This window comes from Ilumatobacteraceae bacterium (assembly GCA_033344875.1).
Classification (GTDB): Bacteria; Actinomycetota; Acidimicrobiia; order Acidimicrobiales; family Ilumatobacteraceae; genus Ilumatobacter.
The window spans coordinates 4,492,231-4,507,225 of the sequence record JAWPMO010000001.1; the positions used below are offsets into that span (position 1 = coordinate 4,492,231).

13 protein-coding genes are annotated in these 14,995 nt (G+C 69.9%); 6 read left to right on the plus strand and 7 right to left on the minus strand.

Annotation, left to right across the window (positions count from 1 at the left end; genetic code table 11):
• Positions 1-11: 11 nt before the first annotated feature.
• From R8G01_21265 to R8G01_21275, 3 genes are all read right to left on the minus strand, one after another.
• Positions 12-989: an electron transfer flavoprotein subunit alpha/FixB family protein gene (locus R8G01_21265; GenBank protein MDW3216536.1), complete on the minus strand. Its 978-nt coding sequence runs from the start codon at positions 987-989 to the stop codon at positions 12-14.
• Entirely contained in the window at positions 989-1,735 is a 747-nt protein-coding gene (locus R8G01_21270; GenBank protein ID MDW3216537.1) for a hypothetical protein, read from the minus strand. The genes R8G01_21265 and R8G01_21270 overlap by 1 nt, the downstream gene beginning before the upstream one ends.
• A 109-nt stretch (positions 1,736-1,844) precedes the next feature.
• Positions 1,845-4,379, minus strand: a complete 2,535-nt coding sequence (locus R8G01_21275; GenBank protein ID MDW3216538.1) for an FAD-dependent oxidoreductase — start codon at positions 4,377-4,379, stop codon at positions 1,845-1,847.
• 52 nt (positions 4,380-4,431) lie between these two features.
• Here R8G01_21275 and R8G01_21280 point away from each other — a divergent pair, with 52 nt between their 5' ends.
• The gene (locus tag R8G01_21280) at positions 4,432-5,112 is read left to right on the plus strand and encodes a GntR family transcriptional regulator (protein ID MDW3216539.1); all 681 of its coding nucleotides are present in this window, start codon (positions 4,432-4,434) and stop codon (positions 5,110-5,112) included.
• A 6-nt stretch (positions 5,113-5,118) separates the two neighbouring features.
• Here R8G01_21280 and R8G01_21285 read toward each other — a convergent pair whose 3' ends face one another.
• The 3 genes from R8G01_21285 to R8G01_21295 all read right to left on the minus strand — a co-directional run bounded on the left by R8G01_21285 (position 5,119) and on the right by R8G01_21295 (position 7,525).
• Entirely contained in the window at positions 5,119-5,676 is a 558-nt protein-coding gene (locus R8G01_21285) for an rRNA adenine N-6-methyltransferase family protein (protein MDW3216540.1), read from the minus strand.
• Between the two features lie 69 nt (positions 5,677-5,745).
• The gene (locus R8G01_21290) at positions 5,746-6,153 is read right to left on the minus strand and encodes an HNH endonuclease signature motif containing protein (GenBank protein MDW3216541.1); all 408 of its coding nucleotides are present in this window, start codon (positions 6,151-6,153) and stop codon (positions 5,746-5,748) included.
• A gap of 52 nt (positions 6,154-6,205) precedes the next feature.
• Positions 6,206-7,525, minus strand: coding sequence for an aminotransferase class I/II-fold pyridoxal phosphate-dependent enzyme (locus R8G01_21295; protein ID MDW3216542.1), 1,320 nt, complete (start codon positions 7,523-7,525; stop codon positions 6,206-6,208).
• Between the two features lie 46 nt (positions 7,526-7,571).
• On the opposite strand from R8G01_21295, the gene R8G01_21300 reads away from it, so the two are divergent.
• Genes R8G01_21300 through R8G01_21320 form a run of 5 tightly spaced genes read left to right on the plus strand, consistent with a single transcriptional unit; the run spans position 7,572 to position 14,367 of the window.
• Entirely contained in the window at positions 7,572-8,333 is a 762-nt protein-coding gene (locus R8G01_21300; GenBank protein MDW3216543.1) for an arginine deiminase family protein, read from the plus strand.
• A 20-nt stretch (positions 8,334-8,353) separates the two neighbouring features.
• Positions 8,354-9,118 carry an SDR family oxidoreductase gene (locus R8G01_21305; protein MDW3216544.1) on the plus strand — a complete coding sequence of 255 codons (765 nt, stop codon included), beginning with the start codon at positions 8,354-8,356 and terminating at the stop codon, positions 9,116-9,118.
• A 52-nt stretch (positions 9,119-9,170) separates the two neighbouring features.
• A complete protein-coding gene (locus R8G01_21310; GenBank protein MDW3216545.1) occupies positions 9,171-10,181 on the plus strand; it encodes a MoxR family ATPase in 1,011 nt (336 codons plus the stop codon).
• 4 nt (positions 10,182-10,185) lie between these two features.
• Positions 10,186-13,152 (plus strand): transglutaminaseTgpA domain-containing protein, encoded by a 2,967-nt coding sequence (locus R8G01_21315; protein MDW3216546.1) that lies wholly within the window; start codon positions 10,186-10,188, stop codon positions 13,150-13,152.
• A 9-nt stretch (positions 13,153-13,161) separates the two neighbouring features.
• Complete coding sequence (locus tag R8G01_21320; protein ID MDW3216547.1) at positions 13,162-14,367, plus strand: MFS transporter; 1,206 nt, start codon at positions 13,162-13,164, stop codon at positions 14,365-14,367.
• A 70-nt stretch (positions 14,368-14,437) separates the two neighbouring features.
• Here the strand turns inward: R8G01_21320 and R8G01_21325 are convergent, their stop codons facing one another.
• Entirely contained in the window at positions 14,438-14,992 is a 555-nt protein-coding gene (locus tag R8G01_21325) for a DinB family protein (GenBank protein ID MDW3216548.1), read from the minus strand.
• Positions 14,993-14,995: the final 3 nt, after the last annotated feature.

Below are 14,995 nucleotides of genomic sequence, written 5' to 3' on the forward strand. Positions count from 1 at the left end.
GGTACCCCGGCTCAGCCGGCCCGGCGGCGACGGATCTCCTCGGTGATCGCCGGAATCATCTCGTGGAGGTCGGCGATCACCGCGTAGCCCGCCTTGGTGACCATGTTCGCCTGCGGGTCGGTGTTGACGGCGATGATGTGCTTGCTCGCCATCGCCCCGACCCAGTGCTGGATCGCCCCGGAGATGCCGCACGCGAAGTAGACGTCGGGAGCGATGCGGGTGCCGGTCTGACCGACCTGATCGGTGTGGTTGCGCCACCCGTTGTTGGTGACCGCCCGCGAGCAGCCCACGATGCCACCGAGTTCGTCGGCCAGTTCCTGGAGCGCAGCGAAACCGTCGGCCGAACCGACACCACGACCGCCGCCGACGACGACCGGTGCGGTCGCGAGCGTCACGCCGGCCTCGCGTTCGACTCGGGCCACGATCCGGGTTCGTGCGACGGACGGATCGAGCGTGACCGTCAGCGTCGAGAGGGCTGCGGCGCTCGGGGTCTCGGCAGGCGATGCATCGGTCGAATGGTGGGCGACCGAGGCGAGGTGGACGTCGGCGGTGACCGTCGCCGACTCCAGCAGCGAGCCGCCCCAGCGGACGCGGGTCACCTCGAAGGTCTCGCCGCGCCGGAACTCGGTGACGTTCGCGCAGAACGGTGCGTCGAGCCGCGCCGCCGCCTGTGCCATGAACTCGTTGCCGCGATCGGTGCCCGTGGCGAGCACCACCGATGGCCCGAGCGCCACGACGGCCTGGGCGATGACCTCGCCCCACGCCTCGGGGCCGTAGTCGTCGAGCAGTTCGTGGTGCACCCGATGGACGACGGCTGCGCCGTACGCGCCGAGTTCGGCGGCGATGTCATCGGCCGCGGCGCCGATCGTCAACGCCTCGACGTCGACGCCGGTCTGCCCGGCCAGCGTTCGGGCGGCGGTCATCGCCTCGAGCGTCGCGGGTGCCGGCGATCCGCGGTCGTGTTCGACGACGACGAGGACGGATCCCATCACAGCACGCCGATCTCTTCGAGCACGTCGACGACGGCGGGAGCGGCGTCGGGTCCGTGACCGAGCACCACGGTCTGCGACACCCGTTCGGGCGGCGATTGCAGTCGGTCCGTGACGAGTCCGCCGGGTTCACCGGTCGGCTCGATGGTGGCGACCTCCGCCTTTTTCGACGCCAGGCGGCCGCGCATCGTGGGGTAGCGCGGCAGGTTGAGACCCTCCTTGACCCCCACCACCGCCGGGAGCGGGAGTTCGTACGCCTCGCGGCCGGCGTCGGCCTCCCGCTCGACGTGAGCGACGCCGTCGGCGACCGTCAGGCCCTTGGCGCCGTTGACCATGGGGCGACCGAGGGCGTGGGCGACGCGGATGCCGACCTGGAAGCCGCCCGAATCGGCCGACTCGTTGCCGAACAGGAGCAGGTCGAACGGACCGTCCGCGGCTTCGAGTTCGCCGACAGCGGCAGTGATCGCCCGTGCGGTACGCTGCGGATCCCAGTCGTCATCGGTGATCGGCAGGACCACGCCGCGCTGCATGCCGACGCTCACGGCGTACCGAACCTGTTCCTCGGCCTCGACGGGCCCGAGGGTCAACACGGTCGCCTCGCCACCGTGCTGTTCGACCAGCTGGGCGCCGGCCTCGACCGCACACTCCTCGTGGGGGCTCATCGTGAACCCGAGGTTGGCCGTGTCGACGTGCCGGCCGTCAGCGGTGACGTTGATCTTGGCCCCCGGCGCGGGCACCCGCTTCACGCAGACCAGCACCCTCACGACGCACTCCCCGGCCGTACGAGCGAACGGAGCGAACCCGGTTCGCTCCGTTCGGGCTCGCCAGGTGGCGGACGGTGTCCGGCGTCGACGGTCACGGCTTGAGCCTCGTGTTGTCGGGGTCGAAGGGGCCGTCGGTGCCGACGACCTTCACCGGGAACAGTTCGTTCATGTACATCACCTGGAGATCGGTACCGGGGGCGGCGAACGCGGCCGGGAGGTACGCCATCAGCAGGTGTTTGCCGACCGACGGGCCGAAGCCGGCCGAGGTGACCCGGGCGACCCGGCCGTGCGAGTCGAAGATGACGTTGCCGTCGAGATCGCAGATCGGTTCGTTGCCGCCCTGCATCCAGCGGGTGCGACCCTGCGCATCGGTCTGGTCCTCGACGGTGAGCGAGCACATGTGGACCTCGGGCTCGCCACGCTCGCGGGCGGCCAGGTAGGCCTCTTTCCCGATGAAGTCCGCTGCCTTGACCTTGGGGCGAGCGAGGCCGGCCTCGAGCGGGTTGTATTCGCTCTCGAGTTCGGCGCCCTGCAGGCGATACCCCTTCTCGAGGCGGCCCGAGGTTCCGTACACGCCGCCTCCCGTCGGGCGGATGCCGTGCTCGGCCCCTGCCGCCATGAGCGCGTCCCACAGCTTCGGCGCGTCGTCCCAGTCGACGTAGATCTCCCAGCCGGTGTCGCCGACGTACGAGATCCGGAACAGCGCTGCGTCGATCGTCTCGTCGCCGCACGCGATCCGGACCTTGACGATCGATCCGTACGGCGAACCGTCGTGGCTCAGGTCGGCGTCGGTCAACCGGCCGAGCACCGCCGGCGCCTTCGGGCCCCACAGCCCGAGGGTCGAGAACTCGAGCGTCTTGTCGGTCACGGTGACCGATCCGTCCTTCGGCATGTGCTTACGGATCCAGTGCAGGTCGCGACCGCCGTCGAACACGCCGGTGACGACGTTGACCGTGTCGTCGGCGACCCGCTGCATCGTGAGGTCGGAATGGAAACCGCCGTCGGGCGTCAGCCACGGGGTGTACGTCGCGCGCCCGACCGGTCCGATCTTGTTGACCGAGAGGTAGTCGGCGAACTCGACGGCACCCGGGCCGGTGAGCTGGAAGATCTGGAACGCGGACAGGTCGACGAGGCCACAGTTGGAACGCATGTTGAGGTGTTCGCCGACGGTGATCGGGCTCCACCAGCGGTTGTCCCACTCGACCTCGCGCTGGGCGACGTCGTAGCGCTCGATCAGGTCGGCGTTGCTCTCGTACCACTGCGGCCGCTCCCAGGTGCGGGCCTGGAAGAAGAACGCGCCGAGCGCCTCCTGGCGGGAGAACAGCGGCGACACCTGGAGGTTGCGTCGTCCCTCCCACTGCTCGGCCGGATGCACGATGCCGTACGTCTTGTTGAAGTGCTCTTCGGCGCGGGCCCAGATGTGTTCGTCGTTGCGTTCCTGGTCGTAGAAGCGGGCGATGTCGGCACCGTGGGCGTCGATCACGCGCGGGTAGCCGTACGTCATCCATTCAGCGACGACCTGTGCCATACCGGGGCCCTCCTTCACCCAGACCGCAGCTGCCGACCACAGGTTGCGCACCTCGGCGGTCTCGCCGAGGCATGGCATCGCATCGGGGGTGAGGGACAGCAGACCGTTGATCGCGTACTTGATCTCGGCGTCGCCGAGCATGTCCATCAACTCGATCGCCTGCTCCATCTGGTCGTCGAAGTCGTCTTGGGTGAACGGCATCTCGGTGGGGGAGAGTGCGGCTTCCTCGTTGGAGGGGATGTCGTCTGGGTGGTGGAGGATCGGGCGGTGGGCGTAGGAGCCGACCTCCATCGACCCGGCAGACTGCCGCTCGTAACAGAACGTGTCCATGTCGCGGACGATCGGGTACCCGATCTCGCTGTTGGTCTCGACGAGCACGTCCATCGGGCCGACGTCGGCCATCTGGTGCACGGCGGGGACCAGCGGGATCGTGGCGCCGGCCATGTTGGCGATCCGGTTCGACCACACGCCGCAGGCGATCACGACGTACTCGGCCTCGATCCGTCCCCTGTCGGTGACGACCGCCGTGACCTTCCTGAGCCCCGTCCCGGGTTCGTCGTCGGTCTCGACGTCGAGCACCTCGGTGTTGGCGAACACCTGCATGCCCGTTCGTTCGATCGCCTCGTTGCGGAACAGGGTGCCCGTGTCGAGTGAATCGACCACCGACACGCTCGGGCAGTAGAACCCCCCGAGGATCACGTCGTCGTTGATGAACGGCACGAGCTCTTTGACCTCGGCGGGGGTGAGCAACTCGGCGTCGACCCCCCAGGCCGCGGCCGACGTCATCCGCCGCTGGAACTCGTCCATGCGCTCCTGGCTGCGGGCGACCTCGATGCCGCCGCAGTCGACCGATCGTTCGGCGGCGCGGTACTGATCGGCCGACTGCACGCCGAGTAACGCCATCTCCTTGTTGTGGTCGACCGGGAAGATGAAGTTCGACGCATGACCGGTGGAACCACCGGGGTTGGGCAGTGGGCCCTTGTCGAGCAGCACCAGATCGGTCCAGCCGAGGCGGGCGAGATGCCCGGCCAGGCAGTTGCCGACGATGCCGGCACCGATGATGACGCATCGCGCCGTCGATGGAACGGTGTCGCTCACGTGAGACCCCCGAGACTCGATCACGGGTTGTGTCAGGCACAACTCGTGATGGTTGATATATCATGAATGTATCACGACCGAATCGCTGAGTACACAGGCCTATGAACGCGTGCGCCGGATGATCGTCCGGCTCGACCTCGCGCCCGGAGCAGTGCTGCACGAGCACGAACTGCAGGCCGCGCTCGGTATCGGTCGGACCCCGATCCGTGAGGCCTTGCAGCGGCTCGCCCGCGACCAGTTCGTCACCGTGCTGCCGAGGCGCGGGATGTTCGTGTCGTCGATCGACGTCGACGACCTGTCGACGCTGTACGAGACGCGAGCCGTCATGGAGCCCTACGCCGCCCGACTCGCCTGTCGCCGTGGCACCGCCGAGCACTGGTCGGAGATGAGCGACCTGATCGAACAATCGCTCCGGCCAGGCGTCGCACCCGACGAACTCCTGGCCGTCGACCGACGTTGCCACGAGATCATCTGGGCGGCCGCCGGGAACCGGTTCCTCACCGACACGCTCGACAACCTGTACGCCCACAGCGATCGTGTGTGGCACATGTACCTGGCCGAGGTGGCCGACACCCGGCACGCGGTCGACGAGCACATCGGGATCCTCGAACTCCTGCGCGCCGGTGATGCCGATGCCGGCGCACGCGCGGTCGAAGCGCACGTGCGCTCGTTCGACCAGCAGGTGCGTGACGCCGTCACGAGTCGCCTGGCCTCGCCCCTCGCCGGCGCCTGAGGCGGCTCACCGTCGTGGCCGGCGCGCCCGCAGCGGCGACCGACGGACGATCGTGATGATGCACGTGTCGATGCGCGGCCGCGGGCGGAACGCCGACCGTGGCAGCGGCGTGACCGTCGACACCGCCCACCGACCCTCGGGACGGTCGAGCCGTCGTCGCCACACCGAGGCGACCGAACGGGGCACGACCAGATCGGCGCGCTCGAGTCGGCTGCCGGGCGACGTGAGCCGCACGAGGATCGCGGAGATGCCGTCGAACGGCGGATTTGCGACCACGCCGAACGGGCGGGTCGGCAGGCGGAGATCCCGGACGTCGGCGCGGACCACCTTGACGTTCGATCCCGTGCAGGTCCGGCGGAGCAGTTCCGCCCGGTCCGGATGGAGTTCGAACGCGATCACACGAGCTCCGGTGGCAGCGAGCCGGTGGGTGATCACACCGTCGCCCGCACCCAGATCGAGCACGATGTCCCCCGGTCCGACGGCGCTCCGCTCGACCAGGGTCTGGGCGACGTGGTCAGCGAGCCGGTGCCAACCCCACGACCGTCGCAGCGGACGGCCGGACACGGCGGAACACGATCATGATCGACATGTCGACCATCGTCGCGTGGTCGAGGAGGCGCCGGCGGGTGGGTTTCAGGTCTCTTCGAGGCCGGCGACGGAGAGGGCACCATGGTCGGTGCCGGGATCGGACGCCTCGAACGTGGTTGCGAGCGCTCGAGCGATCTCCGCGTAGCGAACCAGGAAGCGGCGCTCGTCGAGTCGCTTGCGCCGCATCCACGACGTGACCTCGTCGTTGCACTTGCTCGCGTTGCACGACCGGCACGCGGGCACGATGTTGTCGAGCGTGTAGCGGCCGCCCCGGGAGAGCGCCATGACGCAGTCCTTCTGCAGCGGCCGGTCGGTCTCGCCGCAGTACGCGCAACCGCCCCACGCGTCGACGAGTGCCGACCACTGTGCTGCGTCGAGGTCGTGCTCGACGCGCTGCATCCGACGCTGCCGTTTGCGCGAGGCCCGCGCCCGACGGGTGTTCTTGGCGGCCACGTCGGCAGGCTACGACGTCACCGACTGCCGTCGGGCCATACCGCTTCGGTGGTCAGTTCGCGCAGTACCGCAGTTCGGTGAAGCGCCCACGGAACTCGCCGACCGCCGCCGCGACCGTCTCGGGGTCGTCGTCGCCGGTCCAGGCGCGGGCGACGAGCTCGGCCAGCTCCGGCATCGTGTCGGCGTCCATGCCCCAGCGGACCGTCTCGTTGGTGCCGACGCGGACGCCGGCACCGGCGTCGTCCGGGAGACCGATCGCGGACGTCAGCAGATTCGACCGCCGGAGCCGCCGGGCAGCGCCGTGTCCGTCGTCGTCGGGAGCGCGCAGTGCGAACGCGTGCGAGCGCGTGGCGGCGCCGTCGTCGGATCGGTGCACCGGGAGACCACGACGCCGCAGCTCGTCGGCCAGTCGCTGTGCGGCGTCGACCATGCCGGTGGCGTACTCGGTGCCGCACGCGAGCCAGTCGCCGAGCGTGACCGCGAGCGCAGCGGTGTTCGCGGCATCGAAGTTCGCGGTCAACCCGGGAAACGCGATCGAGTCGACACGTTCCGCGATCGCGGCGTCGTTGGTGACGAGCAGCCCGGCGGGCGGACCGGCCAGGCTCTTGTAGGCGCTCATCGTCATCACGTGGGCGCCTTCGTCGAGCGGATTCGGCCACACACCGCCGGCGATCAGCCCGGACAGGTGGGCCGCGTCGAACAGCAGCACGGCGCCGACCTCGTCGGCGATCTCGCGCAGCCTCCCGACGGGGTGGTGGGTCAGGTTGAGGCTCCCGCCGATCGAGATCAAGGAGGGTCGTTCACGACGGGCCAGCGACCTGACGCCGTCGACGTCGACGGTGTACCTCCCGGGATCGACCGGTGCTTCGTGGATCTCGAGCCCGAACCACCCGGCGGCACCGGCCGTGTTGTGGGTGACGTGTCCGCCGATCGTCGCCCCCGGGACGATGATCGGGTCACCTGGCCGGCACGTCGCCATGAACGCGTAGAGGTTGGCGAGGGCACCCGACCCGACGCGCACCTCGGCGAACGCCGCGTGGAACACCCGGGCGGCCAACTCGGCGGCGATGACCTCGATCTCCTCGATCGCCTCGAGGCCCATCTCGTACTTGTCGCCGGGGTATCCGAGCGACGGGCGCGATCCGAGACCCGATGCCAGCAGCGCCTCCGCCCGGGGATTCATCGTGTTCGCCGCCGGGTTGAGGTTGACGCAGTCGACGTCGTGGATGCGGCGATTCGCAGCGGCCAGCGACTCGATGCGGGCGGCGATGCCCGAACCGTCGTGCGCGCCGTCGACCACCGACTCGGCGATCCGCTGTACGAGCCGTTCACTGGATTCCGGAACCCATGATCGATGAGCGAGGTTCGCCATGCGACGGAAACTACCGTCAGCGGCCCGCGGGATAGCGTTCGCCGCCATGCCGCATGCACTCGTCCGACGTCCCGGGCCACGCCTCGCCGACGGACTCCTCACCCACCAAGCCCGTGTCCCGGTCGACGTGGAACTCGCCGAGCGCCAGTGGCAGCGATACGTCGAGGCGCTGCGGTCGGCCGGATGGGATGTCACGGAGGTGGACCCGGCCGACGACTGCGCCGACGCCGTGTTCGTCGAGGACGCGTTGGTGCTGTTCGGCGACCTCGCCGTCGTCACGCTGCCCGGTGCGCCCTCCCGTCGCCCCGAGACCGAGGCTGCCGAACGCGCCGCCGCGCAACTCGGTCTCACCGTCGCCCGGATCACACAGCCGGCCACGCTCGACGGCGGCGACGTATTGAAGATCGATCGGACCGCCTACGTGGGCGTCGGTGGTCGCACCGACCACGCGGCCGTCGAGCAGCTCACGTCGCTGCTCGAGCCGCGCGGCTGGACGGTGGTCGGTGTACCGATCTCGAAGGTGTTGCACCTGAAGTCGGCGGTCACCGCCCTGCCCGACGGCACGGTCATCGGTCACCCGGACTTCGTCGACGACCCGTCGGTGTTCCCGAAATTCGCCGAGGTCCCCGAGCCGTCCGGCTCCCACGTCGTGCTGCTCGACGAGCGCCGACTCCTGATGGCCGCCGACGCCCCGCGGTCGGCCGAACGGTTCCGGTCGATGGGATACGACGTGGTCGAGGTCGACATCTCGGAGTTCGAGAAGCTCGAGGGATGTGTCACCTGCCTGTCGGTGCGCCACCGGGGTTGACGTCCGGCCAGAATCGACGGATGGACAACCCACTCGATCAGTTCCGCCTCGACGGTCAGGTCGCGCTCGTCACCGGGGCATCGGCCGGCCTCGGCGCCCGGTTCGCCCGGGTCCTGCACGCCGTCGGTGCGACCGTGGTGGTGTCGGCACGTCGCGCCGAACGACTCGACGCGCTGGTCGCCGAACTGCCCGGCGCGGTTGCGATCACCGCCGACATGGCGGTGGCCGCCGACCGCGAACGGCTGGTCGCCGAGGCACTCGAGCAGGCGGGCCGCATCGACGTGCTGGTCAACAACGCCGGCATCAGCTACACGGTCGGACTGGCCGACGAGACGCTCGAACAGTTCGAACAGGTGATGCAGGTCAACACGGTCGCCGTCTGGCACCTCACGAAACTGTGCGCGGCCGGCATGGTCGACCGTGGGAGCGGGTCGATCGTCAACGTGGCGTCGATGCTCGGACACGTCGGGTCGGCCCCGATCAAGCAGGCCAACTACTGCGCCAGCAAGGGGGCGGTCGTCAACATGACCCGCGAGCTCGCCCTGCAGCTGGCCCGCAAGGGCGTGCGGGTGAATGCGCTCTGTCCCGGCTACTTCCCGTCGGAGATGACCGAACCGATGCAGGGCGACGAGGGCAGTGATCACTACATCCGGACCTACTCCGGCATCCCGCGCATGGGCGAGGAGCACGAGCTCGACGGCGCGCTGCTCCTCCTGGCATCACCCGCCGGGTCGTACATGACCGGCCACTCGCTGCTGGTCGACGGCGGATTCACCGCCCGCTGACCCTCAAGCCGAGGCCCGTTCGTCCCGATGATCTGACAGCATGGGACCACACATGGATGTGACGGAACGCGCCACCATCGAGCACCAACCGACCAACGGGGACCAGGCTCCCGAGCCCGCTCGCGCCGTCGCGCAGGTGGCGACGATGGCGAGCCGCATCTCCGACGCGGTCGCGTCGGTGCTCGCCGGGCGCGCCGAGGCGACCTCGACGTCGCTCGCCTGCCTGTTCTCGGGAGGCCACCTGCTGATCGAAGACATCCCGGGCGTCGGCAAGACCCTGCTCGCACAGACCCTCGCTCGATCCGTCGGCGGGTCGTTCCACCGCATCCAGGGCACCCCCGACCTGCTGCCGGGCGACGTGACCGGCACGATGGTGCCGCAGGGGGATGGTTTCGAACTCGTCTTCCGGCCCGGACCGATCTTCTCCAACCTCGTCGTGTTCGACGAACTCAACCGCGCCAACCCACGCACCCAGTCGGCGCTCCTCGAAGCCACCGAAGAAGCTGCGGTCACCGTCGACGGCGAGACGCGGGCGTTGCCGTCGCCCTTCCTGCTCGTCGCGACGCAGAACCCGATCGAGATGACCGGCACCTACCCGTTGGGAGAAGGGGCGCTCGACCGCTTCGCCGCGGTGGTGACACCCGGTCGGGCGTCCGCCGACGAGGAGGTCGAGGTGCTGACCGGGCGCCGCGGCCGATCCGCACTCGCAGCGGTGCAACCGGTCGTCGACATCACCGACGTCGCAGCCGCCCGCACGATCGTCCGTGACGTCTACCTGGCCGACCCGATCGCCCGATACGTCGTGTCACTGTTGGATGCGACGCGCGAGCACCCGCGGGTACGGCTCGGCGCGTCGACCCGAGGTGGCGTCGCACTGATCGGTCTGGCCAAGGCGCGCGCTGCGATGGCCGGGCGGCACTATGTCATCCCCGACGACATCACGACCCTCGCCGGCGCAGCGCTGTCCCACCGGGTCATCGTCGCCGGTGGTTCGGGGTCGGTTCAGGCCGGTCGCGCCGTGGTGAGCGAGTGCCTCGACACGGTGCCGCCACCGACGGCGTGATGCCGTGATCCGTCCGGTCGGCATTTCCGCAGGCGGTCTCGGCCTCGCGCTGGGATGGATCGGCGGCGTCGCGATCGCACAACTCACCGGCGCCACGCCGGTCGTCATCGTGCTCGCTGCCGGCGTCGTGCTCATGGCAGGTGCCGTGCTCGACGGGTGGTTCAGCGCGCTCCGGACGAAGGTCGGTGACGCGGCGCTCCCGCACGCGTCCGACCAGGGCACTCCGGTGCCGCTCTCGATCGACGTGGCATCGCCCCGCCCCGTGTTCGTCGAGGTCCTCGTCCGCGGTGAACGGGTCGCCCAGGGCTGGTCGGGTGCAACCCGATTCGCCGACGAGGCCACGTTCCGGCGCCGCGGCGCGGTCGACGAACTGCACGTGCGCGTCAAGACGGCCGGCCTCCTCGGTCTGGTCTGGTGGGGACGCCGCGTCGTCGTGCCGATCGGCCGCCACCTCGTCGCACCGCCGATGCACGATGGTCGCGTCCCGATCGAACGGGCCGGCCGCGCCGCCGACGGCGACCTGGCCGGTGCCAGCGGTGCGATCAGCGGCGAGATCGACGGCATTCGCCCCTGGCGCGACGGCGACAGCGAGAAGTTCGTCCACTGGTCGTCGTCGATCCGCTCGGGTGAACTCATGGTGCACGACCGACGACAGAACGCCGACCAGCAGTGGATCGTGCGAGCGAGGTCGGGAACGGCCGACCCGGACGAGGAGGCCGGAGCTGCTCGCCGGGCGATCGCCGGTGGGCTCCGGTCCGGTGTCGCAGTGCTCGCCGCAGTCGATCAGGAGGTTCCCGCACCGATCGACAATCTCGACGCTGCGACCGAGTGGGTGGCGCTCGCCCCGCTGGGCGTGGCGCGTGCGCCGTCTCGAGGCTGGCGTGATCGATTCCGGCGGGTCGAGCCCGACGCCACGGCAACACGGCAGGCGCGCTGGTGGGCCGCGGCGGCCACGCTGGTGTCGTTGCTGATGCTGACGACGTCGTTGTCGTACACGAACGTCGCCCACGGATTGGTCGTCCTCGGTGTGCTCGCGGGGGCAGCGGTCTCGGCCCGGTCGCTGGAGACGGGCGAGCCGCCGTCGGTGTTGATCCGCACGCTCGTCGGGCTCGGTGCGCTGGCTGCGTTCGTGCTGGTGGTCGCCGCGTCGGGTCGCCTCGACGGGCTGCTCGCCGTGTTGCGCGGACCGCTGCCGCAGCTCCTGATCCTGCTGATCATCCTGCACGGGTTCGAGTGCCGGGATCGACGAACGGCCAGGGTCGGGCTCGGCATTTCGGCCGTCGTCCTGATGTACGCCTCCGGGCTCCGTGTCGACGGTGCGATCACGTGGTGGTTGCTGGCGTGGGCGTTCACCTTCGGCGTCGCCATGGCCAAGCTGTCGGTGCCGACCGCCCGCGCGACGTCGCCGGGTCGTCCACGCCGCAGCTTCGTCCGCACGTGGGCGGTCAGGACGTCCGGCGTCGGCGTCGCCGGGGTCGCGACCGTCGCGCTGCTGGCCGTGGTGCCGATCCCCGACGGCCCGGCGCGGCTGACGCTGCCGACACTGATCGAGGACGCCGACAACGTCCCGACGACGGGCGGGATCGCCGGGCCCGACGGTGAGTCGCGCGGTGCCGGCGACGCCACGGTCGAACCCGGTTCGGATCGTGCGCCGGCGGGTCAGGCGGGCGGCTACACCGGATTCGCCGAGACCATGGACACGTCGGTGCGCGGCAATCTCAGCGACGAGATCGTGATGCGTGTCCGAGCGCCCGAACCCGACTACTGGCGCGGGCAGACGTTCTCGCGATTCGACGGCCGGCGCTGGTACGCCGATCCGCAGATCGGCACGCCTCGACGCGGGCCGACGATCGACGTGCCGCCCGCCGACGGTGTGATCCCGGTCGGGAGTGGCATCGTCGTCGACCGGTTCGTGCAGACCTACTTCCTCGAAACCGACATGCCCAATGTGGTGTTCCACGCCGGCCGGCCGACCCAGGTCGTCGCCGAGACCGATGTCTGGACCCGACCGGACGGGGCGCTGCGGGCGACGACCGTGCTGCCGGACGGCTCGATCTACACCGTGGTGTCCGATCGGGTTCGGGTCGACGCCGCGATCCTCCGACGGCAGGGTCTGATCGGCCCGCGGCTGAGCGACCTCGGGCGCGAGGTGTTCGCCCGCTATCTCGAGGTGCCGGCATCGACGACGCCCGAGACGATCGCGCTCGCGAACGAACTCGCGGCCGACGCAGGGTCGACCTACGACGTCGTTCGGGCCTACGAGGGCTGGTTGGAGGCCAACGTCGAGTACGACCTGAACGCACCGCTGCCCGACGCCGGCGAGGATGCCGTGCACGACTTCCTCTTCGACTCGCAGCTCGGATTCTGCGAACAGATCGCCTCGGCGCTCACGATCATGCTGCGGACACAGGGTGTGCCGGCGCGGTTGGCGACCGGCTACGTGTCGGGTACACGCGACGAGGTCGCCGGAGTGTTCGAGGTCCGTGCCAGCGACGCACATGCGTGGGTCGAGGTCTGGTTCCCCCAGACCGGTTGGCAGGCGTTCGATCCGACGGCCGGCGTCCCGCTCTCGGCCGACGCCGAACGGGGATCGGTCGGCGCCGATCTGGCCGGCGCCCTCGGTGGCTTCGTCGGAGACCATCCGCTGCGGGTCGCCCTCACCGTGGGCGGACTGTTCGCCGCCGTCGTGGCCCTGCAGCTCCTCCGTCTCGCAGTCGAGCGTCGACGTCGTGGACGGTGGGGTGTGCTCCAGGATCGCTTCGCCGCGCTCGCAGCGCGACGAGGTGCCGCCGGCACCGCGCCGAACCCGGCGCTCGCCGCTGCCTGGTCGGGCGCCGACGACGAATCGGTCGCCCGCGACGTCGCCGACCGGCTCGACAGGATCGCGTTCGACCCGGCCTTCGCCGACGAAGATCGCATCTTCCGCGACACCCGCAAGCTCGTCAGCACGTTGCGCTCGTCCGATCGGTAGTCTCACCGCGTGAAGCGGTCTCGGGTCCTCCAGTTCGGGTTCATGACCGCCCTCCTCGCCTCCGGGTACGGCGTGATGTTCACGGTGCTCGACGACTTCCGCGACGAGTACGGCATCGCCGCCCACTGGCTCGGGCTGATCGTCGGCATCGGGTTCCTGTCGGGCTTCCTGTCACAGGTCTTCATCGCCCCGATCGCCGACCGCGGCCACGCCAAGCACATGGTGATGCTCGGTTTGGTGCTCAACCTGGTCGGCCTGCTCGGCATGGCCGCCGGCGAGACGTTGGAGGTGCTGCTCATCGCCCGGTTCGTCTCCGGCATCGGCATGGGGATGGCCGTGCCGGCGGTTCGCCGCATCGTCGTCAACGAAGACCCCGGGAACCTCGGCTCGAACCTCGGGCTCCTGCTCGCCGCCGACGTCGGCGGGTTCGCCGCCGGCCCGGCGATCTCGGCTCTGCTCGTCCCCACGTTCGGGATCCCGGCGCCGTTCCTGTTCATCGCCGGGGCGACCCTGCTGTGCCTGCCGTTCATGTGGCGTGTCCAGGTGACCGAGGCCACGGAGGCCCCTGTTCGCCGGTTCGCGTTCGACCTCCTCCGCGACCCGCCGATGATCGCCGGGCTGATGATGGGTGCGGCCGTCTTCTTGATGATCGGCACGTTCGACGCGCTCTGGGCGATCGTGCTCGACGACCTCGACGCCAGCGAATGGGTCGCCAACATCGGGATCACGCTGTTCGCGCTGCCGCTGGTGTTCCTGAGCTCGTGGGGTGGACGCCTCGCGCAGCGCATCGGTCCGTTCCGACTCGGTCCGATCGGGCTGCTGTTCGGCGCCGTGTTCATGTTCTCCTACGGGCTGCTGCCGACCGGGATCGCCATGTTCTGTGTCGGGATCCTGCATGGCATCAACGACGGCATCACCGTGTCGAGCACCGGCGTCGCGGTCGGTCTCGCAGCCCCGGCCGACCGCCAGGCGGGCGCCCAGGGCATGCTCGGGGCGGCGGAAACCCTGACGGCGGGCATCACCGCCGTGGCCGCCGGTGTGTTCTACACGGTCGGTGGCCGCACGCTGGCGTACACGCTCTGCGCGGTCATCATGGTCCTGCTCGCCGTCGGCGCATACGTGCTGGTCGGCCCGGAGTACCGCAACCGCCAGGCGCTCCACCTCGACGACGCCGTCGTGAACGATCCGGCGTCGGCGGTCACCGGCCACGCCTGACCCCGACGGTGACTCCCTTCACGCCCCTCGAGCCGCTCGGGCCACTCGACGGTCGCTTCGGGCAGCGGTTTCAGTCGGCGGCGTCGTCCATCGGGTCGGCGGTGACCTGGCCGTCGATCCGTTCGCGCAGCAGATCGGCGTGGCCGTTGTGCTGGGCGTACTCCTCGATCATGTGGATCAGCACCCATCGCAGGGAGAGCGGACCGCGCCACCGTTCGACGCCGGTCATGTCGAGATCGACCGCCTCGGTGACGAACCGTTCGGCGAACTCGACCTCTTGCCAGAACGTCCGCCACGCCTCGTCGACCTGGTGCGGGTCGGCCGCAGCGTCGTGGATGTCGGCGTCGGGATCTTCGGCGGTGCCGTAGTAGCGGGGGACCGATCCGCCCGCCATCACGTTGCGGAACCAGTTGCGCTCGACCTCGGCCATGTGGCGGAGCAGACCCAGCAGTGAGAGCGCCGACGGTTCGGCCGAGCGGCGGGCGAGTTGCTCGGCGTCGAGCCCGTCGCACTTGCCGGCGAGGTAGCGCCGTTGGAGGCCGAGGAAGTGCGTGAGCGCAGTCCGCTCGTCGCCCGTCGCGACCGGATCGAAGTCGGGGTAGGGCCAGTCGTCGGGGCGTTCCATGTG